The organism is Pseudorhodoferax sp. LjRoot39 (assembly GCF_964253035.1).
Lineage (GTDB): Bacteria > Pseudomonadota > Gammaproteobacteria > Burkholderiales > Burkholderiaceae_C > Pseudorhodoferax.
In genome coordinates this window covers 839435-862944 of record NZ_CAXUQL020000001.1, presented here as the reverse complement: position 1 = coordinate 862944, position 23510 = coordinate 839435, and the positions used below count along the sequence as shown (strand labels likewise).

Below are 23510 nucleotides of genomic sequence, written 5' to 3'. Positions count from 1 at the left end.
CCGGCGGGGAACACGTCAGAGGGGGTCAGGCCTTGAGGGCGCGCATGCCATCGGCCAGCAGCCACAGGGCGCGGTTCAGGCGAATGTCCGAATCAATGCCCTGCACGGGGCGGGTCTGCTGTCTGCGGCCATTGGCGGCGCGGCCATGCAATCCGCCCTTGGTCAGGTTCTCCTGCGTGCGGTTGAACACGCTCCACAGGTCGGGGCGGCGGTCGTCGAAGCGGCGCGGCATCAGGATTTGCGATTCCGTGACGGGCGCGGGCTTGGTTGGGTCGTCGTACTTGAGGGCCAGCGCGGCGCGGGCGAACACTTCCGATTCCCCGGCATCCAGCGTGATGGCCTGCATGGATTCGCGCGATTCCTGCGCATGCTCGAAGCCGCTCAGCACCTGATAGGCGCCCTCGATGACATGGCCCGCCACGTCGCCCTTGTGGGGCACGCGCACATCGCCCACGGTGTCGCCGCAGACAAGGCCATTGCTGCAAACGAAGCGGAACATGCCACCCAGTAATTGATAGCTGCTCGTGCCGTCGTGCGAGTTCAGCAGGATGATTTCGTTGGCTTCGCGGGCGTTGATCTGGTTGGCGTGGCGCAGGCGCAGCATGTGTTTCGTGTGCTCGCGCCGGCCCTCGTTGCGAACGCGGGTCTGGCACACCATGAAGGGCTGAAACCCCTCTTTGCGAAGCTCGGTCAGCACGGCGGCGGTGGGGATGTAGCTGTACCGCTCGGAGCGGCTTTCATGGGGGGCATCCGCGAAGATGGACGGGGCCACGCGGCGGATCTGGTCATCGGACAGCGGGGAGTCGCTGCGCAATGCGGGGGAATGGGAAGCGAAGCGGGATGCGAGTTGCATGGTCTTTCTCCTGAACAAAAAGGCTGTTGAAGAAAACCGCACACCGGATTCCAAGATTCGAAGCCCAGCCTTTCGGCTGTTCGGTGCGGTCGGCGCGAGGAACCCGGTTGGCCCTGTTGCCACCGTCTTTCCTGAGTTCATCGCCCGCGACGAAAGGGAGCGCGCGGACGGGGGCCGTCAAGGAAACAAGCGCAGGGTGGGGGCGGCCCGCAGGCGCAGCCGAGGACACGGCCCTGCGCGCCTTGACGGCACACGGCCGCGGGCTACAGTCGCGGACAAGGTGATGAAGTCAGGGAAGAGGACTGGACATGGCAACGGCCATCCCACAAGCCGACCGCACGGCAAGCGAAGCGCGCAGGCTCGAAGCTGGAAGCCGGGCCGGAGGCGTCAGCCGAACGGAGTGAGGGAACGATCGAAGCCCGAAGGGGGCGAGACGCCGCAGGCGGCTCGATGCGCTAGCACGAGAGCGCGACCGGCCATCTCCCAGGTGGCCGGGGACGCCCACATGACTTCAATGAAATCCCCGTGGACAGCTACCCACCCAGCCATCGGCAAAATGGCAATGGCATGGACATACGAGCCCTACAAGACGATGAACTGATGGCCCAGGCCCGAGACTGGCGGCAACGGGCACTGCGCGGCGAGAAGGACGCACGCGGCCTCGCGCACGAACTGGAATGCGAAGTGCGCCGGCGCTTCCCCAGGAACAATGCGCCCCATGCACTGCCGCCGATCCAATTGCTCGGCGCCGTGCCGCAAACACCCCAGCGGCGCTGGAAGCCCTGGTAAGCACCGGCTCAAAGGCAGCCCGCCCGCATGACTGCGCCACGGCCGATCGGCGCTGATCCCGAAATCCCCCCGAAATAGCGCGAATTTCGAGTGGCCCGGTCACGGGCCAATGCCTACCGTGGAATCTCCACCTTCTGGAGAACCACCATGAGCGATCCCATGCAACCCGGAACGCCTGCGCCTGGAGCAGAAGGGCCTGGCATCTTTCTGCCGACCCTCATCTGGACCACCGACCGCAAGACGGTAGGCAACGAGATGCAGCGCCTGCTGGGACGGCGCGCACAGCTCAACGTCCTGCTGTCCGCCTCCGAAGAAACGGACGACGGCACCACCTGGTACGCAATGGCCCAGGCCACGCTGAACCAGCTGGACTGCGATATCGAACGTCTCTTCGAGTGGCTGGGCGACTACGAACCCGACACACCCACGCCCGAAGTGCCATCGTAATGTCCGGCATGAAGGGAGCGATCCGGCACCAGCCGGTTCGCTGCGCGAGAGGGGCGCCAAGCCTGCGCGGCGGGGATAGCCCGCAGGGCTTTCCCCTGGAGGCAAGCGCAGCGCGCAGCGCCCCGCCAGGGGCGCGAAGGCATCAGGCCGGGTCGTCGGGGCGCAGGCTGGCTTCCGACACCGGCATCCACGGCGATGACGAGTCCAGCAGGTAGCGCGCACCGCGCGCGTACAGGCCCGAAAGTCCGCTGGGACGATAAAACCCGGTGACGCGGCACCGGAACTGTGCGCCAAACTCGTTGGTATAGATCACCGCGTCGCCGAGCGCAAAGCGCAAGGGCTGGCCGTTCTCCGGTGGGAACGGCTTGAACGCATCATGCTCTGCCGTGATTTCGAGGATGTAGTCGTGGTGGCTGCTCATGGCCTTGACCTCCTGAAATGATTGAGAACGCTCAGGAGCGCCTTGCGGCGCCCCAGAACCAGGTCAGACAACGACACGCCCCGCCAGCCGCGCATCGCGCGCATAGGCGCTCAGCCGCTTCTCGGCACGAAAGTGCAGATCCCGCTCTACCGGCAAGCCCAGCCGCCCGCGCACGGTCGCCAGTTCGGAAAGACTGACCCAGCCGATTTCCGGCATCCCTAGGCCCAGGTCGCAAAGACCGAAGGCGTGATCGTGGTCATCGGGATCAATCTCGGTCAGCAGCCAGGTCGCGCCGGCATCCGGCGTGAACAGCTTGACCACTGGGGCCGGATCGAAGTCCGGGTTCTCCAAGGATTCGCGGCCGTTGGCCAGCAGCACGATGCGCTGCTCGTCCGTGATGAATGCGTGGTTCATGGTGAACTCCTGTAAGGTTACCGGGCGGAATTGCCCAGCCCTTGCAGGGCACGGCGCAGCGCAAGCAGTCAAAGATCGAAGACGGCCGCCAGGCCGCAAGCGCCGAAGGTGCGCAGTCATTGACGGCGAGCACGCCGTGGCACGATGAAGGGAACAGCAAGCCGCCACACCTCACCACGCAGCCACCCCGGTATTGACAAGCGTAGCGCGCAGGTCCGAAGCGTCAGTCCAGATCAGAGCGTCCGGGCTTGAAGCCGGATGACTGCGATTCGGCACGAAGCTCGGGGCGCAGCCCATGAGCCCGACGAAGGAACGTCGGGATGCAGGCCAAGTTGCCAGCAGGCAGTTGAAAAGTGGTGCTGGCCTTCAGGCGCTGTCAATTTTCTTGATCTTCCGGATACGCCGCCTGGGGAATCGGCACCCAGCCATCGCGGGTGATGCCTGCCCCGATGCGTATGTTCTGGCTTTCAGTTGCCGCCCAGTGCCCACCCCGGTGCAATACGGCGCGAATCACCGACTTCCGCGGATGATCCTCATCCGCCTTGGCAGAACTGCATATGGCATTCCAATGGTGCTTGTCCGGCATACTGTTCAACCGTGGGCCGAGCAGTTGATCCAAGACTTCGGTCGAAACGTTGTGTCGCCCGCCGTGATGGGGCACTTGGAAATACCGAATACCTGGCAGCGCGAGTCCCACGAAAGGTGCGTAGTCGATCACCTCCTGCAGTGCTTCACGCCCGGCATCGCCAGTAAGCATGACGCGATGACCGTTCAAGACAGCCGACTGCACCACACTCATTTCATTCTCACGACTGGTCGGCTCAGGCGGGAAATATTCCTCGCCCCACAGGGACTTGATGTAGGCGGTCGCGGCCTTCACTGCCCGGAATATGCTGCTCAGCGCGCTATCAAAAGCACTTTCTTCGACAGCTTCCGGTGTCTTCGCGGAGTCCACGATCAGGTCCAAGTAGCGCCCCAGGGTAGGTGCCATGACCGCGAACGGACCGATGCTCTGCCCCTGAAGGGGGGCATGGATTGGAATTCCCTTCTCCACCGCAATATCCTCAAGAATTGCCGTGGCATCGTAGATTGAGCGCAACTTCCGTCGCAGGGCTTCAACCGATTCATAGGTCTCAAAGCGATCGATCAACTGGTCCGCGTATATCCACGGCCGGTTGATCCAAAGATTCCTGACCGTGCATTGCTCCAGGACTTTTCGTAGTCCGTTGGCGTGATCGCGATCTGGGTGCGTGAGGATCACATGGTCGATGACTGTTGTTCCATAGTACGTCTTCAGATGCTCGACTATCTGATCACCCGTATCCAGATACCCACCGTCAACAACGTGCACGCCCTCGGTGCCATTCACCGAGTAGCGCAGCGTGATCGCGTCCCCGCTTTTCGCTGTTTCGACGCCAAGAAAGTCGATCTCGAAGTAGTCAGCCATACATCCCTCTTGTTTTATGCCAACAAAGTGCCGGTGGCTTTGCACCTACCAGCGATCCACCGCACACGTGAGTCCTGTCGGAGTCCATACCAACGACACGGCCGGAAGGCCGCCAGCATCCTCGGCGATGCCGCGCAATGTATTTCGGTCGATACCCGAATGTGCGCCGCCTTTCGGGTGGCTGTGCCACGTTCCTATAAAGGCGAGATACCCCAAAGAGGCCGCGTTTGCGGCGCGCAAATTTTGAACAAGCCCGTTGGTTCCGAGGACGAAGCGGGCGGCCTCTCGAACACTGTCAGGCGGTGCCTCAACAAGGCCTGCAATGGTGATGGTTCGATTTTCAAACGAGATGCGGCCGATCAAGGCGCCGCCTGTTTCCAGAGCACCCCAGCGCAGCGCATCAGCATGGATTGCTTGCGCAACTGGGGACAGGACCCGAATGTTCCAGCCACCATCGTCTGCGACTTCAAGCGCAGTGGTCGGGCCAAGGCTGGCGCGGGTCCATGCCATTCCAAGGCCTTCGGCATCTGAGATTCCGGCGCAAAGCGTCGCTTCCTTCGGAAGCCCATCAACGAGCCATCGTTCCAGTTGCAGGCCGGCCAGTGACGTCGACCGCGAAACAACGGCGTCAGACATAGGCATCGTCAGCGAACGACAGTTGTCACCCACGAAAATCCGAGTCGGCTCAGACGTCTCGCCGGCAATCGACGCACGCAGTTCCGGTGCAAACCGGCAGCACTCGAACAAGAACGCCGTGAGGTCGTCAACTCGGCCGGCACGGCCAGCTCCTTCGAGCAATACCGCCACACAGCGCCCCTGACCATACATCGCGATCCGTGCCAATCGGGCTGGGGATTGATCCAACGCTGCCGATTGTGTTTCTGCAGCCAGCACCTGAAGTGACGCCGTCGCATCCACGATGAGGGCCGCATCCTGCGGAACGGTTGCCGCAAACTGTTCCGGATCGACCAAAAGAGTCACTGCGTCGGTGTCGAACGCTCGCGATTGAAGATGCGACAGCGATTCAAAGGCTGTCTTCATCAGCGCCGACTTCCGAGGCGGAACCAGAACTGATGCCCGCTCAATGAGTGCATGCCGCGCGGCGTTGTGAGGCGACATGGGTTCGTTGTCGACGAAAGTCATCGAACCAAAGCCCGCTCGCCCCAGTTGCATCGCGACTTTCGATCCCACGCTTCCGCAGCCGAGCACGACCAGCGGCTGTGATGTGGCTGCGTATGGAATGCCGGACGTCCTTGCCAGCAGTTCAGGAGACAACGCATGCGCGTGAAAGGCCGGGTGAACCGTGGCGTTACGCTCCAGGAGCGATTGAGCGTTGAGTTCATAGCGCACCACATAGGGCAATACCTCGACACTCCTCCCTGGCGAGCCCACAAGCGACGCTGGCCTTTGCACAGCCAGAATCACAATCGCGTACAAACCATGCACCCAGCCATGCGAGTCCTGTCGCATATCCAGGATTGAGCGTCCGAAATAACCGTCCACTTCCTGGGCCAAAGCGTCGCGATCAATACCAAGCTCCGCTGCTCGATCGAGCAGCGTCGCGAGATCGACAACTGTCTCTGGTTGATAGCGTCCGATCACATGCGGGAGGCCGTCGGTCATCGGAGCGCGCGCGATGAAGGCCGCGGCATGGCCGTTCCCCCATTTGCCCAGCTTGTCGTTGTGAACATCCTGATAAAACACAGGATCGACTTGTGCGGTCAGTTCGGCGTTGATGATGGCGTACAGACCGCCATCGATCGTCACGTAGCCTGCGGGAACCACCAGAATCGTGCCGTCAGCGGGAGCGGCGGCCGCGACCTTCTCGGCACTGAATACAACGGTCGAAGGACAGCTGTCTCGGCGCGTTGGTTCCCACCCCTGCTCCAGGTCCAGGAGTGTTCCGGCCGCGGCCTTGTGCAGCCAGTCGATCAACTGATCGACAACGGCGTCCAGGCCAAACCGATGCAGCAGCTCGTTCAACGACCCTTCGAATAGGCACGGCGAGACTAACTCGCCTTGGCGATGGGGGTTGATGTGCGGCAAGTTGAGCGGGAAGTCCGCACGTAAGAAGGGCTCGGGTGCAGACAGGGGCCAGTCACTACCGAATACCAGCACGCACGTCTCGACGGTGCGCACTCCGGTCTCAGAGATACCATTGCGCCGAGACCTGTTCGGCAGTTGGACCGCAACATCGACTTCAATCTCCGTCGATGCACCAGTTGTCCTTGGCTCGCCAACGCGGATAAGGCCTCGATGCCGCTGAAGTTGATGCAGTGCGTCTGCGATGGTGCCCGTCATGATGCTCCGTGCGGCATGGGGGTGCGCGCAGAGGTCACCACGGCAGCGGCCTTCGATCCGGACTCCTTCTTCGAGGGAGGTTGCACACCCTGAGCGGTTACGGTGAAAACGAGCGGTTCCACGGACTTTTCGCTGGGGTACTCGCCTGTGCAGTAGAACTCGCCTTTTGCTTCGTCCACGATCGTCACGTACTCACGCTTCGCACGGATGCAGGGCGGATCGCTGTCATCATCTGCAATCGGCTTGCAGCTGGCGACGATGACGGCGCCGTCACGGGTCTGCGAAAGCGCCTTGCGAGCATCAGCATCGAGCTTGGCTTTTTCACGGTAGTCGGACCAGCTGTCATAGGACAGCGAATGCCAGGAACAATGATGAGGCGCCTGCATGATGTCGTACTCAAGCACATCTGCTTCAGCCTTGTGGCGTTGCCACTGGCGGTTCCAGATGAACACCTCAGCATCGCCACCAGTAAGGAATTTCGCACCATCCGGCGTCTGCGCGTCAGCCGCCAACGTGATGTTCAGAATAACGCTGGACTGGTTCTTGACCAGGCACTCTTCCTCTTCCTCGTCATCCTGGGCGTCCAGTGGAGCCAAAAGAAACGCAGAAAAGAATGCGGAACTCTTGCCATTGATCGTTGAAAAGCGCGTGTCCACCTTCCGCACAATCGAAGTGAGATCATCGGTTTTTCCGTCGATGTCCTCGCCCATGATCTGAATGCGGTCACCGTTCCCGACGGCGAAATTCTTGTCACGGTTCAGTTGCACGCGCCGACGCGCCTCCGTGTTGAATGCCTTGGCGTCGTCGCTCAAGGTGTGCGTCTTGCTGGCGCGTCGAAACACGATCGGGGACGACCACATCTCGCGGATCACGATTTTCTTGTCCTTGTCGTCCTTCTTGTCGTCCGGGTACTTGTCGAGTGGCCCTAGGTAGAAGTGTCGCTTCAACCCTCGGCAATGGTCTTGATCCGGGTGGCTCAGCAGGAACGCATCGACATACGGCCTGCCGTTCTCATCCTTCTTCAGTCGTTCGCGCAAATCCTTGGCGACATCGCGCGCCTCCCCGTCAGGGTCGTCGGCGTCTTGCCTGATGTTTACGTCGATCAGCAGAGTCGTCGCGTCGAGATCGCCGAACTTGATGAGGGTCATGTCCCCGTTGTCGACGGGAAAAAACGTGATGGTTGTAGGCACTGGGGTCTCCGGGTAGACGACCGAAGGATGATCGCGTATAGTTAATGTACGACGATTTTTTATATCCGTCTACTTTTTAGGCGTGACTGATGCAAAAACCTTCCTTTCCTGCCGCCGAACCTGCTGAGCCTAAGGGGCTAAGTTGGGGGCTGGAGAGCAGACTTCAATTCATCGATTTCCGTCTGCGCTGGGAGCGGCGCATCAACCGGATGGATCTCACCGAGCACTTTGGTATTTCGGTCCCGCAGGCATCGCTGGACATTTCCAAGTACATGGAGTTGGCGCCGAGCAACCTGACTTACGACCGCAGCTCCAAGACCTACACGGCAGCGCAGAGTTTTCACCCGCTTTACCAACGAAGCTCGGCGCAACGCTATCTAGCAGAACTGCTAGCGACAAAGATGGGAATTGTCGAGCCGACGGCCAGCTTCATCGGCTCCGCGCCGGAGACAGATTGGGCCCCGTCCCCTTGGCGCACGATCAATGAGCAGACCGTCGAAGCAGTGGTGCGCGCAATCCGCCAGCAGGAATCCATTCTGGTGAGCTACCAGTCCATGACGTCGTTGGATGAATCGGTTCGCTTGCTGTCTCCCCACGCCCTTGGCAATGACGGTTTTCGCTGGCACATGCGCGCGTTTTGCCACAAGCGCCAGCGCTTCAGCGATTTCGTCCTTGCTCGAATCCTGCGCATCGATGGCTTCGAGGCGACCCAAGTGGACTCCAACCAAGATTCGCATTGGCAAACTGTATTGACGCTGGTACTTGCACCGCATCCCGATTTGCCTGCAGCCAAGAAACGAGTCTTAGAGTTGGACTACGGCATGGAAGATGGAGAGGTCAAACTTCCATGCCGCCAAGCGTTTCTGTACTACACGCTGAGACGTTTGGGTTTGCATACCAAGGAAGCACCAGACCCCCTCGCACAGCAGATCACGCTGAAAAACCGCGATGAAATCCAACCCTATATCGACGCCTTGGCGGCACAGGCCTGACTTCACATGACAACAATTTTTGAACTGGTCAAAGACCCCTACGAGCGCAAGGCACGTGTTATCCCTGGCCTTCTTGTGGCCTTACCCGTGCTGGTGCCGCTGTTGTGCGTCTACGGGGCTCGGCACCCTGTGCTTACAGGTGTGATCGGCCTGCTGGGCGGCTGCGGCGCTATCTATGCACTCGCGAGCGTAGCGCGCGGACGTGGTAAAAAACTTGAAGAGATGCTGGTCTCAAAATGGGGTGGCATGCCCACGACCATCGCACTACGCCACCGCGACAAGTTCCTTGATGGTGTCAGCAAGCAGCGTTATCACACGGCGATCACTGCCAAGTTGGGTATCGCCATGCCAACGGCAGAAGAAGAATCAGCAAACCCAGACAAGGCAGACGACATCTACATCGGTGCCACTAAGCGGCTTCGCGAACTCACGCGTTCCAACAAGCAGCTCTTGCTGAAAGAGAACATCGCCTATGGATTTCATCGCAACATGCTGGCGATGAAGCCTGTCGGTATCCTGTCGTGCCTCATGGGCGTCGTCTACGGATTGTTGATTGCAAAGATTTTGCAGGTAGCACCTCTCCAATTTGACTTGGTGCACCTTGCCGATCCAGGGCTTGCCGCAGGCTTGACATTGCTCATTTCGCTGGCGCTACTTGCCGCATGGCTACTGTATTTCGATCAGGACGCAGTAAGGCGGATGGGATTCGTCTATGCGGAACGTTTGTTTGAATGTTTGCCGTCGTTGCCTTCTTCCTCCTCACGGAAGAAAGCCGTAAAACCGACTACAGACTGAGGTTCTGCCCAATCTCCAAACAGGCGTATAGCTCCGCAGGTGTGTCTACCGCTTCCACGTCTTGGGACGAATCGTTCCGCGAGACTCTAGCAAGAGCCGCGTGCTTTCCAGTTCCTTTTGCAGCACATCGGTATCCGGCAGAACCATCCGGTAGTTCGCCGCCATGACCTTGGTGGGTAAGCCCTCCAGCGCATACCGCGCCAGGGCGAGCCCCTTGTCGGCACAAAGAATCAGCCCCACCGGCGGGTTCTCCTCGGGATAGGCCCAGTGTTCCTTGGCATAGTTGCAGTACATGTGCATCTGGCCTACGTCCGCATGCGTCAGACTCCCCAGCTTCAGGTCGATGATGACCAGGCAGCGTAACTTGCGATGGAACAGCAGCAAGTCCACCCGATACCAGGTCTGGTCGATGCGCAAGCGCCGCTGCCGTCCAATGAAGGTGAACCCTTCACCCAATTCGAGCAGGAAGTCTTCCAGCCGCCGGATCAAGGCGGCCTCCAGATCGGACTCCGAATACTCGTCCTTGAGGTCGAGGAACTCCAGCACATAGGGGTCTTTGATGGCATCGCCGGGCGCGACGGCATCTTCGGGCTTGGCCACCGCGCCCTTGGCCAGCATCGCCGCCTTGTTTTTCGACAGCGCCGTGCGCTCGTAGAACTGGCTGCCGATCTGCCGATCCAACTGGCGCACGCTCCAGCCGCCGCGCAAGGCCTCGGCTTCATAGAACTGGCGCGCATGCTCGTCCTTGACCGACAACAGCCGCACATAGGCCGACCACGGCAGCGTGAAGACCTGCGCCAGCTCGTCCAGCCGCCAAGGCCGCACTGGCTCCGGGGAAGATTCGCCAGACACTGTCTGGCGAATTGGCCGGGTCAGAAAAAACGACCGCATCTGCTGCAGGTTCTGACGGCTGAAGCCACGGCCGAACTGCTGGGTGAGGTCGCTTGCCAGCCGCTCGATCAACTGCTCGCCATAACCCGCGCGCCGCTTGCCCTGTTGCTCGGCCTCCACGATGCGGCGGCCAATCTCCCAGTAGCTGGCCGTCATCAGCGCATTGACGCTGCGCGCTGCCGTCTGGCGCGCGGCATCGAGCAGATCCACGATGCCGCCGTGGATGCCGGCGTAGCCGGCAGGCACGGCGGCGGGTGCGACTCCCGCCATCGCAGGCGCCTTCTTGGTCATGCAGCCACCTCCGCAGGCCGCTGCGCCTCGGTGATCGTCTTGCGCCGGTTCGCCACCAGCTCGGCCGCCTTGCGCACCGGATCGTCCTCGGTGTGGACGTAGCGCATGAACATCGCCACGGTCTTGTGCGCCGTCAGCGCCATGCCGACCTTGACCGGGATGCCCGAGTTGGCAATGTCGGTCGCGGAGCGGTGGCGGATGCCATGCGTGCCGACGTGCGTGGCGCCCGCCGCCTTGAGGGCGCGGCTCCAGCCGCCGTAATACTCGCCCGTGGTCAGGTGCTTGCCGGGATGGCTTGGAGACGGCAGCACATAGGGAGTGCCTTCCTGCCGTGGCGCCGTCGAGAGCAGTCGATAGGCTTCCTCGCTCATGGGCTTGGACATGCCGCCCGTCTTGCTGTCCGGCCAGACCACGCGGCGGTTGTCCAGGTCCACCCAATCCCATCGGAGCGTCACGATTTCGGAGCGGCGGCCGGCGAACTCGAATTGAAGGCGGATCGCCAGCGGGATGACGTAGTTCTCCAGACCCTCGGCTTCGATGTGCTCCAGTCGCCGAAACAGCTTGCCCATGTCCTCGTCGCTGATGAGGTGGGTGGCCTTGCCGTTGGGGTACATCGGGACGTGGCGGCAGGGGTTGGTGCCGTCAGGCCGGTGGCCCCACACCTCGGCCAGGTTGAACATCTTGCGCATCACGCTGAAAGCACGGTTGGCCTCGGCCGGCTTGTGCGCCATCTTCTTCATCGCCGTGGCCACGTCCGGGCGCTTCACGTCCTGGACCTTCAAACGGCCCAGCATCGGAACGATGCAGCGGTCGATGACGGCCTGATACCCGCGCTGGGTGCTGGGCTTGTTGCGCTGCTTGGAGTAATCCTCCATGAACTTGGTACACAGCTCCTTGACCGTGGGGGCTGAACGGGCGGCGGCCTTGGCCGCGCTGGGGTCGCCGCCCCGGCGCACCTCGGCCAGCCATTCCTGGGCCAGCGAGCGGGCCTGCTCGACGGTCAGTTCCCCGTACAGGCCCAGGGCGGGCTTGCGCCGCTCGCCAGCGTTCGTGCGGTACTGGAGCATGAACACCTTGCGGCCCGCTGGTGTAACCTTGCACAGGAAGCCGGGCACCAGCGTGTCCCGGAGTTCGACGGCCTGCGCCTGGGGTTGTGCCGCATCGACTGCGGACTTGGTGAGCTTGAGTTTTGCCACGATGACTCCTCGGAAAGACCCGATTCCCAAGAGCCATGTAGGGGCCATCAGAGGGGAAGCCGGGTCAGGTTTCGGAAAGCACCGGCATATGTTGGACTCGCCTAAGTTATTGATAAACCTGCTGTATCGGGCTTCGGCGTAGTCCAGCAAAGTTCGGTGCTGGAGTCATGGTGAAATGAAAAACGCCCGTCGGTGACGGGCGTCTTGCGAAACCGGTGGTAGGTGCTTCAGGCCGCTGCCAACCAGTAACCCGCGTTGAAGGGGCTGCTCATGCGCAGCGCCAATGGCGAGACGTCGACCAGTTTGTCGGTCGGCATCTTCTCGCCCGACTCCGTGGTGGCAGATGCTGCCGCCACCGGGGTCGTCGTGAGTGCAATGCCGGACACGGCATCGCCCTGGGCCTCGTTCGCCCGTTCCGCTTGGCTGGTGTGTGCGGAACGGGCTACAGAAAAGAATAGAAACAGCGGAACGGGATCTTGCGGTCGCCCCAGTAGTCGGCGGCGTCGCGGAAGATGTCCAGCAGCTGCTCGCGCGCTTCCTTGTCGAACTTGGCGTTCGCAGGGATCTGCTCCAGTACGACGATGAAGCCGGGCTGCGGGCCCGACTTGTGCAGCGGGTCGGTCATGCAGTCGTACAGCGCGTCGAAGTTCTTGCCGAAATGCGTCGGGAAGGTGAACTGCTGCGCGATCAGGTCGAGCACGTCCTGCTTGCTCTGGGCGTTGGCCAGGTTGGCGTACAGGAAGTGGTGGCCCATGGACTGGGCGGCCTCCTGCAGATCGGCTACGCGAAACGCCCGGATCGATTGGACGATGTTGGTTCGCACGGTACGCAGAGGCTGGTCCAGCTCCGCTTTAACGTTGGTCATCAAAATACCTCGGTCTCACAAAAACAAGCATCGCCCGCCCTTCACGGCGCGATCTTGCGAAAACTCGCATAGTGGTCGCTGGTGTAGTAGCAACCATCCGGTGTCGTCGGGCGCAGGCCCCCGCAAACGATGCGGCGTGCACCCCGACTGCGTGCTGCCGGCTTGGCCACCGTGTACTCGCGGTAGTAGCCCCGCTTCTCCACGGGAAGCTGGCGCTCGCGGTTGAAGAACACGGTCCCGTCCTTCTCGTACGGGAACGGGCCGCCTTGCAGGATCCGTTGGTAAGTCGCCTGGCCTTCCCGCGGCAGGGCGTCCAACGCCACCGTGGCGCCCTCGGCCGAGGTCCGCGCCTGCACCGAAACAGTGCAAGTCGTCAGCGCCACCGCCAGCAAGCCGCGCCAAAGCGGACGGCTGAAGGTGTGGCAAATCGTGGACAGCATGGGAAACAAGAAAGGCGCACAGACCGCACGGATACCGCACGGATTCGTGCGCGGGCTCCGGGTTAACCCCCGGATCGAAGCGCGCTAGTGTGCCCCAAGGCCCCAGGAAACGCAAGGCCCATGCCCAAAAAACAGGCATGGGCTGCAAGGGCTTCGCGTTGCACCAAGTTAGTGCTTGCTTGGCCCGCGAGCGTCAGCGCAGCGCGTTCGCGTCGGCGACGGTCAGGGCCGTCATGTTGACGATGCGGCGCACGGTGGCGCTGGCCGTGAGGATGTGCACCGGCTTGGCCGCGCCCAGCAGCACCGGGCCGATGGCGATGTTGCCGCCGGCTGCCGTTTTGAGCAGGTTGTAGGAAATGTTGGCCGCGTCGATGTTGGGCAGCACCAACAGGTTGGCATCACCGGCCAGCGTGGAGTGCGGCATGATGCCCGCGCGCTGCTTGCCGTCCAGCGCCACGTCGCCGTGCATTTCGCCGTCCACTTCGAGCCACGGCGCCTGGGTGCGCAGCAGTTCCAGCGTGCGGCGCATCTTGACGGCGCTCGGGTGCTGGCTGGTGCCGAAGTTCGAATGCGACAGCAGCGCGGCCTTGGGCTTCAAGCCAAAGCGCATCATTTCTTCGGCCGCCATGGTCGTGATCTCGGCCAGCTCTTCGGCGGTGGGGTCGTAGTTCACGTGCGTGTCGACCAGGAACACCTGGCGGCCCGGCAGCATGAGCCCGTTCATGCAGGCGTAGATCGGCACGTCCTGCGGCGTGCTGTCGCAGCCGCCCGGGCGCTTGCCGATCACCTGGTCGATGTAGTGCAGATGGTTGTGCGTCGTGCCCCAGGTGCCGCAGATCAGGCCGTCGACCTCGCCCTTGTGCAGCAGCATGGCGCCGATCAGCGTCAGGCGCCGGCGCATCTCGATCTTGGCGACCTGCTGCGTCACGCCCTGGCGCTCGGTCATGCGGTGGTAGGTCTGCCAGAAGTCGCGGTAGCGGTGGTCCTGCTCGACGTTGACGACGTCGTAGTCCAGCTCCTCGCGCAGGCGCAGGCCGAACTTCTCGATGCGCTGGGCGATGATGCTCGGGCGGCCGATCAGCGTGGGCCGGGCGATGCCCTCGTCCACCACGATCTGGGCCGCGCGCAGCACGCGCTCTTCCTCGCCTTCGGAGTAGGCCACGCGCTTCTTGGCGGCGTTCTTGGCCGCCGTGAAGATCGGCTTCATCGTCGTGCCGGAGGCGTAGACGAAGCTCTGCAGGCGGTCGCGGTAGGCGTCCATGTCCTGGATCGGGCGCAACGCCACGCCGCAGTCGGCCGCCGCCTGGGCCACGGCCGGCGCGATCTTCATCATCAGGCGCGGGTCGAAGGGCTTGGGGATCAGGTACTCGGGGCCGAAGCTGAGCTTCTCTCCGACGTAGGCCGCCGCCACCACCTCGCTCTGCTCGGCCTGGGCCAGGTCGGCGATGGCGCGCACCGCGGCGATCTCCATCTCGTCGGTGATGGTGGTCGCGCCGCAGTCCAGCGCGCCGCGGAAGATGTACGGGAAGCACAGGACGTTGTTGACCTGGTTCGGGTAGTCGGTGCGGCCTGTGGCCATGACCACGTCGTCGCGCACCGAGCGTGCGTCTTCGGGCGAGATCTCGGGATTCGGGTTGGCCAGCGCGAAGATCACGGGCCGGGGCGCCATCTTGGCGACCATGGCGGGCTTGAGCACGCCGCCGGCCGACAGGCCCAGGAACACGTCGGCGCCTTCCATCACCTCGTTCAGCGTGCGCAGCTCGGTCGGCTGCGCGAACTGGGCCTTGTCCTCGTCCATGAGCTCGGTGCGGCCCTTGTAGACCACGCCCGCCAGGTCGGTCACCCAGACGTTCTCGCGCCTGAGGCCGACCTTGAGCAGCAGGGTCAGGCAGGCCAGCGCCGCGGCGCCAGCGCCCGAGGCCACGAGCTTGACCTCGGCGATGTCCTTGCCCACCACCTTGAGGCCGTTCAGCATGGCGGCCGCCACCGTGATGGCCGTGCCGTGCTGGTCGTCGTGGAACACCGGGATCTTCATGCGCTTGCGCAGCTCGCGCTCGACGAAGAAGCAATCCGGGGCCTTGATGTCTTCCAGGTTGATGGCGCCGAAGGTCGGCTCCAGCGCGGCGATCACGTCGACCAGCTTTTGCGGATCCTTCTCGTCGATCTCGATGTCGAACACGTCGACGCCGGCGAACTTCTTGAACAGCACGCCCTTGCCTTCCATGACCGGCTTGGAGGCCAGCGGGCCGATGTCGCCCAGGCCCAGCACGGCCGTGCCGTTGGAGATCACGGCCACGAGGTTGCCGCGGGCCGTGTACTTGAAGGCGGCGTTGGGGTCCTTGACGATCTCCTCGCAGGGCGCGGCCACGCCGGGCGAATAGGCCAGCGCCAGGTCGCGCTGGTTGGTGAGCTGCTTGGTCGCCGTGACCGAGATCTTGCCCGGCGTGGGGAACTCGTGGTACTCGAGCGCTGCGCGGCGCAGCTCGGCGCGTTTGTCTTCGGTGCTCACCGGATTCGAAGGGCTGGCCATGCTGGCGTCTCCTCTGGCGGCGAGCTGTGCGGACCTCGTTCGCCCGGCAAAACCCGCCTGACGTGTTCAAGGGGAGCGCGATTGTAGACCTCGCAAAAAGGCCCACGAACGGCATGCAAGGGTCACGCAGTTGTGACTTTTCAGATGCGAATCGGACCACCGACGGCGCGGGAAAACCCGCTGGTTTGCGCGCGTGCGAATGCCAACAATCCGATTGTCCGACAAACAAAATCCGCCCCCGGCGGAGCGAGGAGACCTGGCTTGACTGGCAGCACCCGTGCGCCGCGCCGCGAGGCCGAAGCAGCGTCCGACAGAAGAGGCAGCGCGCCGGCCCGGCTGCGCGAGGACGCCTCCATGTTCAGCCGGCTGCAGCTGGCGCCGGCGTACAAGCAGGTGTCCGTCGAGATCGAGCGCTCCATCCTGTCGGGCCAGCTGCGCCCCGGCATGCCGCTGCCGACCGAGCAAAGCCTGGCCGAGCGCTTCGGCGTGCACCGCTCCACCGTGCGCGAGGCGATCCGCCAAGTCGAGCAGGAAGGCCTGCTGCAGCGCCGCGAGGGCCGCCGGCTGTTCGTCGCCCTGCCCGGCCTGTACGACCTGGCGCCGCGCACCGCGCGCCTGTTGATGCTGCAGCAGACCACCTTCGCCGAACTCTGGCAGGTGGCCGTGACGCTGGAGCCGCTGGCCTCGCAGCTGGCGGCCGAGCACGCGGAGCCAGCCGACCTCGAAGAACTCGCGCGCAACACCGAAGCGACGGCCGCGCTGCAGGCCCAGGACACGAACACGCTGGAAGACGACCAGCGCCTGGTCGAACTCGACGTGGAGTTCCATGCCCTGGTCGGCCGCGCCAGCCGCAACCGCCCGCTGATGCTGGCGCGCGAGCCCATCAGCCTGCTCTACAACCCCACGCTGCTGCAGATCCACCAGCGGCTGCCGCAGTCCAAGGCGCGCAACCTGGCCGCGCACCGCGGCATCCTGGACGCGCTGCAGCGCAGCGACGGCCCCGCTGCGGCCGAGTGGACGCGCAAGCACATGGTCGATTTCAAGAAGGGCTTCGAGATGACCGGCCTGGACATGGCCGCCCCCATCGCGCCGCCGCCCTGAGCGCTCTGCCTTCCTTTCCGTTCCCGTTCCATCACCACAAGCAGGAGACAAGCCATGCAGGTTCAGAAGAAGATGGTTTCACGCGGCGCCCGCCTCGTCGGCGTGTTCGCGCTCACGGCCCTGGCCGCCGCGGCCCAGGCGCAGGAGACGTTCAAGGTCGGCATCGTCAGCTTCCTCTCGGGCCAGGCGGCCGAGAGCTTCGGCATTCCCGCCGTCAACGGCGCCAAGGTGCTGGTCGAGGCCTTCAACAAGGGCGAGGCACCGGCACCCTACAACAAGCCCGGCTTCGGCGGCATGAAGATCGAGGCTGTCTACGTCGATGAGAACGGCGGCGCCACCAAGCAGGTGCAGGAGCTGCGCAACCTGTACGACCGCGAGAAGGTCGACGCCGTGGTCGGCTACGTGAGCTCGGGCGACTGCCTGGCCGTGGCGCCCGTCGCCGAGGAGCTCAAGAAGTTCCTGATCCTGTACGACTGCGGCACGCCGCGCGTGTTCGAGGACGCCAAGTACAGCTACGTGTTCCGTACCGCCTCGCACGGCACCATGGACAACGTGGCGCTGGCGCGCTACCTCAAGGCGCGCAACATCAAGGCAGAGAGCTACAACCTGATCAACCAGGACTACGCCTGGGGCCACGACTCGCGCGCCGACTTCAAGGCCGCCATGTCGCAGCTGTACCCGCAGGCCAAGGTCGGCGAAGACCTGCTGCCCAAGTTCGGCGCCGGCCAGTACGGCACCGAAATCTCGGCGCTGACCTCCAAGCGCGCCGACGTCACGCACTCCAGCCTGTGGGGCGGCGATCTGCAGGCCTTTGTGCTGCAGTCCGGCCCGCGTGGCCTGTTCAAGCGTTCGCAGGTGGTGCTGTCGGCCGCCGACCACGTGCTGACGCCGCTGGGCGACAAGATGCCCGACGGCACCATCCTGGGTGCGCGCGGCGCCTACGGGCTGCTGGCGCCCAAGAGCCCGCTCAACGACTGGTGGTGGAGCCTGTACGAGAAGGGCTACAACACCTACCCGGCCCAGGCCCCGTACCGCATGGCCCAGGCACTGATGGGCCTGAAGCTCGCGGCCGAGAAGGCCATGGCGGCCAACGGCGGCAAGAAGCCCACGTCCGAGCAACTGGCCGCAGCGCTCAAGGGTAGCGAGTGGGACGCGCCCGGTGGCCGCATCCGCATGACCCTGGGCGACGGCCACCAGGCGACGCAGCCCACTGCCATCGGCAAGACGCGCTTTGATGCGGGCAAGAAGATGGTCGTGCTGGAAGACATCCAGCGCTTCCCGGCCGAGTGCGTGAATCCGCCGGCCGGCGTGAAGTCCGAGGACTGGATCAAGGGCGGCATGGCCGGCGCCAAGTGTGAGTGACAGTCGGCGCTAGCCGACTGCCGCCCCCGGCCGGCCCGCAGCGCGGGCTGGCCGGCGCCCGTCTCCCTTTCACCGGAGTGGCCATGACCACCGCCATCACCATCCTCGTCGACGGCCTGAGCTATGCCTCCTGGCTGTTCATCGTCGCGCTCGGGCTCACGCTCGTGTTCGGCGTGCTCAAGATCCTCAACATCGCGCACGGCAGCTTCTACGCGCTGGGCGCCTACGCGGCGGCCAGCTTCGTCGGCTGGTTCGCCACGCTCAAGCTGGCGCCGGAATGGTCGCTGGTGGCCATGCTGCTGGCGGCCGTCGCCGTGGCCGCGCTGGTCGCACCGCTGACCGAGCGCGGCCTGCTGCGCTTCTTCTACGGCCGCGACGAGGTGCTGCTGGTGCTCGTCACCTACGCGCTGTTCCTGATGCTGGAAGACATCACCAAGCTGATCTGGGGCGCCAACCCCTACTACGTGTCCGAGCCCTACGCCATGTTCGGCAACATCGAGATCGGCGAGCAGATCTACGTGGGCTACGACTTCATGCTGATGCTGCTCGCGGTGGTGGTCGGCGTGGCGGTTTGGTGGGGACTGAACCGCACGCGCCAGGGCAAGATCGTGCTGGCCGTGATCCACAGCGAGGAGGTGGCCTCCAGCATGGGTGTCAACGTCTCGCGCGTGTACATGCTGGCGTTTGCGGTCGGCATCTTCCTGGCCTGCATCGGCGGGGCCTTCACGGCACCGCTGATCTCGGTGCAGCCCGGCATCTCGGTCGGCGTGATCATCGTCTCGTTCGCCGTGGTCATCATCGGCGGGCTGGGCAGCATCGAGGGCGCGGCCATCGGCGCGCTGATCGTCGGCCTGGCCCGCGCCGCCGCCGTGCACCTGGCGCCCCAGGTGGAGCTGTTCGCCATCTACGTGGTCATGGCGCTGGTGCTGGTGTTCCGGCCCGAGGGCCTGTTCCAGCGGATTCAAGCGAGGAAGATCTGATGAAGAGCGCTGCCCTTCCCATCCCCGCCACCGCGCGGCCAGCCAGCGACCCGCGTGGCCGCACCGTGCTCTGGGGCGGACTCGCCCTGCTGGTGGCGCTGGTCGGCGTCGGCGCCTTCCTGCCGCGCTGGCTGGTGTTCCTCTTGACCATGGCGGCCTCACATGGCCTGGTCTCGCTGGGCATCCTGCTGCTGATGCGCAGCGGCGTGGTGTCCTTCGGCCAGGGCCTGGTGTTCTCCGTCGGCGGCTATGCCGGTGCGCTGTGCTTCAACCAGCTGGGCATCACCGACGCGCTGTTGCTCACGCTGGTCGGCGGCCTGGCGGCCATGCTGGTGGCGCTGCCGTTCGCGCCGCTCTTGGCGCGCTACCGCGGCATCTTCTTCGCGATGCTCACGCTGGCCCTCTCGATGGTCTGCTACGGCGTGCTGGTCAAGACCAACAGCCTGGGCGGCTCGGACGGCTTCAACATGGGCCGGCCCACGCTGCTGGGCCAGAGCCTGTCGGACGAGCGCGTGGCCTACGCGCTGTACGGCGTCACCGTCGTGGTGTCGGGCGTGCTGGCGCTGCTGGCGCGCGTGTACTTCGACTCCACGCGCGGCCTGATCGCCCAGGCCGTGCGCGAGAACGAGCTGCGCGTGGAGTACCTGGGCGGCTCGGTGCGCCAGGCCGTGGCGCTGAACTTCGGCATGGCGGCCTTCGCGGGCGGCTGCGGCGGCGCGCTGACCGTCATGTCGCTGGGTCACATCGACCCCAACTTCAGCTACTGGACGACCTCGGGCGAGTTCGTGTTCGTCGCCATCCTGGCCGGCTCGCAAAGCGTGCTGGCGGTGTTCGTGGCCTCCACGCTGCTGGAGGTGGTGCGCTCGTTCTCCAACCTGTACTTTCCCAACACCTGGCAGCTCTCGCTGGGTCTGTTCCTGTTGCTGATGATCCGCTTCCTGCCGGGCGGCATCGGCTCTTTGTGGACGAAGAAGAAATGAGCCAGGACATCCTCTTGCGCGCCCGCGCCATCGAGAAGCGCTTCGGCGCCGTGGTGGCGGCCAGCAGCCTCAGCATCGACATCCTGGCCGGCCAGCGCGTGAGCCTGATCGGCAGCAATGGCGCCGGCAAGACCACCTTCGTGAACATGGTGACGGGCTACCTCAAGCCCGACACCGGCAGCATCGAGCTGGGCGGGCGCGACATCACGCGGCTGGACCCGCGCGCCATCACCCACCTGGGCGTGGCGCGCTCGTTCCAGATCCCGCAGCTATTCGCCGAACTCTCGGTGCTGGAGAACATGCTTGTGGCCACGGCCTGTCACGGCCGGCGCCTGTCGTTCTGGCAGTCCGCGCGCGGCGCCGACGCCGTGGCGCGTGCCGAAGCGCTGCTGCAGCGCTTCGGGCTCACCGAGCACCGCGAACGCCGCGTGGCCGAGCTGCCGGGTGGCGTGCGCAAGCTGCTCGACATCGCCATGGCGCTGACCGGCCAGCCGCGCCTCTTGCTGCTGGACGAGCCCACCAGCGGCGTGGCCGCCGAGGAGAAGTTTCCGATGATGGACACCATCATGACCGCGCTGGGCCAGGAGGCCATGACCGTGCTGTTCGTGGAGCACGACATGGACATCGTCGAGCGCTACGCCCACCGTGTGGTGGCCTTCTACGCGGGCCGCATCATCGCCGACGACCGGCCGGCCGTGGCGCTGGCGGCCGACGATGTGCGCCGCTATGTCACCGGCACCTTGCACTAGGAGAAGACCATGCTCACCGTCGACTCCGTCCACGTCTCCATCGGCTCGGTCCAGGTGCTGCGCAGCCTGCGGCTGGCCGTGCCCGCGCAGTCCATGGTCGGCCTGATCGGCCGCAATGGCGCGGGCAAGACCACGCTGCTGCGCACGGTCATGGGTCACCTCACGCCCTCGTAGGGCCGCATCAGCTTCGAGGGCCAGGACCTGGCCACGGTGCCGCGCCACGCGCGCGCGGCCATGGGCATCGGCTACATGCCCGAAGACCGCGGCCTGGTGCCCGAGCTCAGCGTGGAGGAGAACATCCTCGTGCCGCTGTGGGCCACCGGCCTGCGCGACACGCGCGCGCGGCTGGACTTCGTCTACGGCGTGCTGCCCGAACTGGCCGAGATGCGTGCGCGGCGCGCGCTGCTGCTCTCGGGCGGCCAGCAGAAGCTGGTGGCGCTGGCGCGCGCGCTGGGCGTGGGCACGCGGCTGCTGCTGCTGGACGAGCCCTTCGAGGGCGTGGCGCCCGCGCTGTCGATGCGGCTGGGCGAGGTCATCGCCGGGTTGCGCGGCGGTGCGCTGTCGGTGCTGATCGCGCAGTCGGACCTCAACCACTCGCGCAAGCTGGTGGATGCGGAGGTGGTCATCGAGCGCGGAGCGAACGCGGTGGCGGAGGTGGCGGCATGACGACCTGGCACAGCGTTGAACTTCCGCCCATGCGCGAGGAGGCCGTCTACGGCGACCGCGTCGTGCGCTGCTTTGTCGAACGACCGCCCAGCATGCATGCGCTGCTGGCGCGCGCCGTGGCCCTGCACCCCGACCAGGACGCCGTGGTCCACGACGGCCAGCGCTGGAGCTACGGAGCGCTCGACGCCGAGGTCGCGCGCATCGCGGGCGGCCTGGCCGCGCAGGGCGTGCAAGCCGGCGAACGCGTCGTGCTGTTCATGGGCAACCGGCCGGAGTTCATGTCCGTGCTGTTCGCCGTGCAGCGCCTGGGCGCGATCGCCGTGCCCATCGGCGAACGCGAGCAGCGGCCTGGCCTGGCCTTCATGCTGCAGCAGTGCAGTGCCTGCGCCATCGTGTTCGATGCGGCGCTGGCCGAGCGCATTCCCTCGCCCGACGAGGTGCCCAGCCTGCGGCTGCGCCTGGTCGTCGGCGAAGCTCCTGGCGCGCTGCCGCTGGCCGGGCTGCGCGGCGAGGTCACGGCGGCCGCGCCCGTCCGCGAGCAGGACACCGCCCTGATCCTCTACACCTCGGGCACCACGGGCCGCCCCAAGGGCGCCATGCTCACGCACCTCAATGTCGCGCACTCGGTGCGCCACTACGAGCTGTGCATGGGCCTGCGTGCGGGCGACCGTTCGGCGCTGGCCGTGCCGGCCAGCCATGTCACCGGCCTGATCGCCATCATTGCCGCCATGGTCCACGTCGGCGGCGCGGTGGTGATGCTGTCCGAGTTCAAGGCCCCGGCCTTCCTGCAACTGCTCGAAGCCGAACGTGTGACACACACGCTCATGGTGCCGGCCATGTACCAGTTGTGCCTGCTGCAGCCGGCCTTCGACGCGGCGCGGCTCGCCAGCTGGCGCATCGGCGGCTACGGCGGTGCGCCCATGCCGGTCTCGGCCATCGACGCCATGGCCGAGCGCCTGCCCGGCCTCACGCTGCTCAACGCCTACGGCGCGACCGAGACCACTTCGCCCACCACCATGATGCCCACGGGCCTTACGCGTGCACATGCCGACAGCGTGGGCATCCCCCTGCCCTGCGCCCAGGTGCGCGTGGTGGACGACGAGGGCCGCGAACTGCCGCCCGGCGAGAGCGGCGAGCTCTGGATCGGCGGCCCCATGGTCGTGCCCGGCTACTGGGACAACCCCGAGGCCACGGCCGCCAACTTCACTGCCGGCTACTGGCATTCGGGCGACCTGGGCAGCGTCGATGCCGATGGCTTCGTGCGCCTGTTCGACCGCAAGAAGGACATGCTCAACCGCGGTGGCTTCAAGATCTACTCGGTCGAGGTCGAGCACTGCCTGGTGGCGCTGCCCGGCGTGGTCGAGGCCGCCATCGTCGGGCGGCCCTGCCCGGTGCTGGGCGAGCGCGTACACGCCTTCCTCTACGCGCCCGATCTGCCCCGCGACGACGAGGCCGTGCGCGCCCATTGCCGCGCGCGCCTGACTGACTACAAGGTGCCCGAGACCATCACCTGGTCCGACACGCCGTTGCCGCGCAACGCCGGTGGCAAGCTGCTCAAGCGGCTGCTGCGGGAGCAGATCGCCTGAGCGCGATGCGCTGCCAGGCCTTCTCGTGGAAGAAGAAGGCGAAGGCCTGGACGGTGGGCTCCAAGAGGCTCAGTGTGAGGGACATGAGCAGGTTGCCCGTGACCGCGTACGCAACGGCGGCTGCCACCAGGATGTGCATCACGTAGTAGCTGCCGGTCTTCTTCAAGGTCGGGAGGTTGTTGCGGGCGAAAGCGGCCATGGTGGGCTCCTGAGGGAAAAGCGAC

23 protein-coding genes and 1 pseudogene are annotated in these 23510 nt (G+C 64.7%); 11 read left to right on the top strand and 13 right to left on the bottom strand.

The features are described 5' to 3' along the window. Positions 1-25 precede the first annotated feature (25 nt). Positions 26-853 (bottom strand): DUF932 domain-containing protein, encoded by an 828-nt coding sequence (locus ACSQ4M_RS04060; protein ID WP_003056211.1) that lies wholly within the window; start codon positions 851-853, stop codon positions 26-28. Positions 854-1378: 525 nt separating this feature from the next. On the opposite strand from ACSQ4M_RS04060, the gene ACSQ4M_RS04055 reads away from it, so the two are divergent. Next, complete coding sequence (locus ACSQ4M_RS04055) at positions 1379-1642, top strand: hypothetical protein (RefSeq protein ID WP_012204589.1); 264 nt, start codon at positions 1379-1381, stop codon at positions 1640-1642. A gap of 147 nt (positions 1643-1789) precedes the next feature. Beyond that, positions 1790-2089: a hypothetical protein gene (locus ACSQ4M_RS04050; protein ID WP_003056213.1), complete on the top strand. Its 300-nt coding sequence runs from the start codon at positions 1790-1792 to the stop codon at positions 2087-2089. A 142-nt stretch (positions 2090-2231) separates the two neighbouring features. Here ACSQ4M_RS04050 and ACSQ4M_RS04045 read toward each other — a convergent pair whose 3' ends face one another. The 5 genes from ACSQ4M_RS04045 to ACSQ4M_RS04025 all read right to left on the bottom strand — a co-directional run bounded on the left by ACSQ4M_RS04045 (position 2232) and on the right by ACSQ4M_RS04025 (position 7862). Then, positions 2232-2510, bottom strand: a complete 279-nt coding sequence (locus ACSQ4M_RS04045; protein WP_003056215.1) for a hypothetical protein — start codon at positions 2508-2510, stop codon at positions 2232-2234. Positions 2511-2573: 63 nt separating this feature from the next. After that, positions 2574-2924, bottom strand: coding sequence for a DUF2958 domain-containing protein (locus tag ACSQ4M_RS04040; protein ID WP_003056217.1), 351 nt, complete (start codon positions 2922-2924; stop codon positions 2574-2576). 376 nt (positions 2925-3300) lie between these two features. Further along, positions 3301-4371, bottom strand: coding sequence for a hypothetical protein (locus tag ACSQ4M_RS04035; protein WP_003056219.1), 1071 nt, complete (start codon positions 4369-4371; stop codon positions 3301-3303). 45 nt (positions 4372-4416) lie between these two features. Continuing rightward, positions 4417-6672, bottom strand: a complete 2256-nt coding sequence (locus tag ACSQ4M_RS04030; protein ID WP_003056220.1) for a Mov34/MPN/PAD-1 family protein — start codon at positions 6670-6672, stop codon at positions 4417-4419. Next, positions 6669-7862: a hypothetical protein gene (locus tag ACSQ4M_RS04025; protein WP_003056221.1), complete on the bottom strand. Its 1194-nt coding sequence runs from the start codon at positions 7860-7862 to the stop codon at positions 6669-6671. The genes ACSQ4M_RS04030 and ACSQ4M_RS04025 overlap by 4 nt, the downstream gene beginning before the upstream one ends. 89 nt (positions 7863-7951) lie before the next feature. Here ACSQ4M_RS04025 and ACSQ4M_RS04020 point away from each other — a divergent pair, with 89 nt between their 5' ends. Together ACSQ4M_RS04020 and ACSQ4M_RS04015 are read left to right on the top strand one after the other, a co-directional pair. Beyond that, positions 7952-8854, top strand: coding sequence for a WYL domain-containing protein (locus ACSQ4M_RS04020; RefSeq protein ID WP_012204593.1), 903 nt, complete (start codon positions 7952-7954; stop codon positions 8852-8854). Positions 8855-8860: 6 nt separating this feature from the next. Next, positions 8861-9649 (top strand): hypothetical protein, encoded by a 789-nt coding sequence (locus tag ACSQ4M_RS04015; RefSeq protein ID WP_003056223.1) that lies wholly within the window; start codon positions 8861-8863, stop codon positions 9647-9649. 45 nt (positions 9650-9694) lie between these two features. Here the strand turns inward: ACSQ4M_RS04015 and ACSQ4M_RS04010 are convergent, their stop codons facing one another. The 6 genes from ACSQ4M_RS04010 to ACSQ4M_RS03985 all read right to left on the bottom strand — a co-directional run bounded on the left by ACSQ4M_RS04010 (position 9695) and on the right by ACSQ4M_RS03985 (position 15862). Beyond that, on the bottom strand, positions 9695-10831 hold the full coding sequence (locus ACSQ4M_RS04010) for a PDDEXK nuclease domain-containing protein (RefSeq protein WP_003056224.1): 1137 nt from the start codon (positions 10829-10831) through the stop codon (positions 9695-9697). Beyond that, the gene (locus tag ACSQ4M_RS04005) at positions 10828-12027 is read right to left on the bottom strand and encodes a tyrosine-type recombinase/integrase (RefSeq protein WP_003056225.1); all 1200 of its coding nucleotides are present in this window, start codon (positions 12025-12027) and stop codon (positions 10828-10830) included. The genes ACSQ4M_RS04010 and ACSQ4M_RS04005 overlap by 4 nt, the downstream gene beginning before the upstream one ends. 227 nt (positions 12028-12254) lie before the next feature. Beyond that, complete coding sequence (locus ACSQ4M_RS04000; protein ID WP_436188371.1) at positions 12255-12413, bottom strand: hypothetical protein; 159 nt, start codon at positions 12411-12413, stop codon at positions 12255-12257. Between the two features lie 56 nt (positions 12414-12469). Beyond that, positions 12470-12892, bottom strand: coding sequence for a barstar family protein (locus ACSQ4M_RS03995; RefSeq protein WP_369802150.1), 423 nt, complete (start codon positions 12890-12892; stop codon positions 12470-12472). 41 nt (positions 12893-12933) lie between these two features. Further along, a complete protein-coding gene (locus ACSQ4M_RS03990; RefSeq protein ID WP_436188370.1) occupies positions 12934-13332 on the bottom strand; it encodes a ribonuclease domain-containing protein in 399 nt (132 codons plus the stop codon). A gap of 193 nt (positions 13333-13525) precedes the next feature. After that, positions 13526-15862 (bottom strand): NADP-dependent malic enzyme, encoded by a 2337-nt coding sequence (locus ACSQ4M_RS03985; protein WP_436188369.1) that lies wholly within the window; start codon positions 15860-15862, stop codon positions 13526-13528. A gap of 261 nt (positions 15863-16123) precedes the next feature. On the opposite strand from ACSQ4M_RS03985, the gene ACSQ4M_RS03980 reads away from it, so the two are divergent. The 7 genes and pseudogenes from ACSQ4M_RS03980 (at position 16124) to ACSQ4M_RS03950 (ending at position 23286) form a co-directional block, all read left to right on the top strand. Beyond that, positions 16124-16963 (top strand): FadR/GntR family transcriptional regulator, encoded by an 840-nt coding sequence (locus ACSQ4M_RS03980; protein ID WP_436188368.1) that lies wholly within the window; start codon positions 16124-16126, stop codon positions 16961-16963. A 54-nt stretch (positions 16964-17017) separates the two neighbouring features. Beyond that, a complete protein-coding gene (locus ACSQ4M_RS03975; RefSeq protein ID WP_436188367.1) occupies positions 17018-18325 on the top strand; it encodes an ABC transporter substrate-binding protein in 1308 nt (435 codons plus the stop codon). Between the two features lie 83 nt (positions 18326-18408). Further along, positions 18409-19305 (top strand): branched-chain amino acid ABC transporter permease, encoded by an 897-nt coding sequence (locus tag ACSQ4M_RS03970; protein ID WP_056667237.1) that lies wholly within the window; start codon positions 18409-18411, stop codon positions 19303-19305. Beyond that, positions 19305-20285 (top strand): branched-chain amino acid ABC transporter permease, encoded by a 981-nt coding sequence (locus ACSQ4M_RS03965; protein ID WP_436188366.1) that lies wholly within the window; start codon positions 19305-19307, stop codon positions 20283-20285. Before ACSQ4M_RS03970 ends, ACSQ4M_RS03965 begins: the two co-directional genes overlap by 1 nt. Continuing rightward, on the top strand, positions 20282-21034 hold the full coding sequence (locus tag ACSQ4M_RS03960; protein WP_436188365.1) for an ABC transporter ATP-binding protein: 753 nt from the start codon (positions 20282-20284) through the stop codon (positions 21032-21034). Before ACSQ4M_RS03965 ends, ACSQ4M_RS03960 begins: the two co-directional genes overlap by 4 nt. 9 nt (positions 21035-21043) lie before the next feature. Next, positions 21044-21700, top strand: a pseudogene (locus tag ACSQ4M_RS03955) (ATP-binding cassette domain-containing protein). Next, positions 21697-23286, top strand: a complete 1590-nt coding sequence (locus ACSQ4M_RS03950) for a class I adenylate-forming enzyme family protein (protein ID WP_436188364.1) — start codon at positions 21697-21699, stop codon at positions 23284-23286. Before ACSQ4M_RS03955 ends, ACSQ4M_RS03950 begins: the two are co-directional and overlap by 4 nt. Here ACSQ4M_RS03950 and ACSQ4M_RS03945 read toward each other — a convergent pair. Next, complete coding sequence (locus ACSQ4M_RS03945) at positions 23255-23485, bottom strand: DUF2061 domain-containing protein (RefSeq protein WP_436188363.1); 231 nt, start codon at positions 23483-23485, stop codon at positions 23255-23257. The two genes, ACSQ4M_RS03950 and ACSQ4M_RS03945, sit on opposite strands and share 32 nt — an antisense overlap. Positions 23486-23510 lie beyond the last annotated feature (25 nt).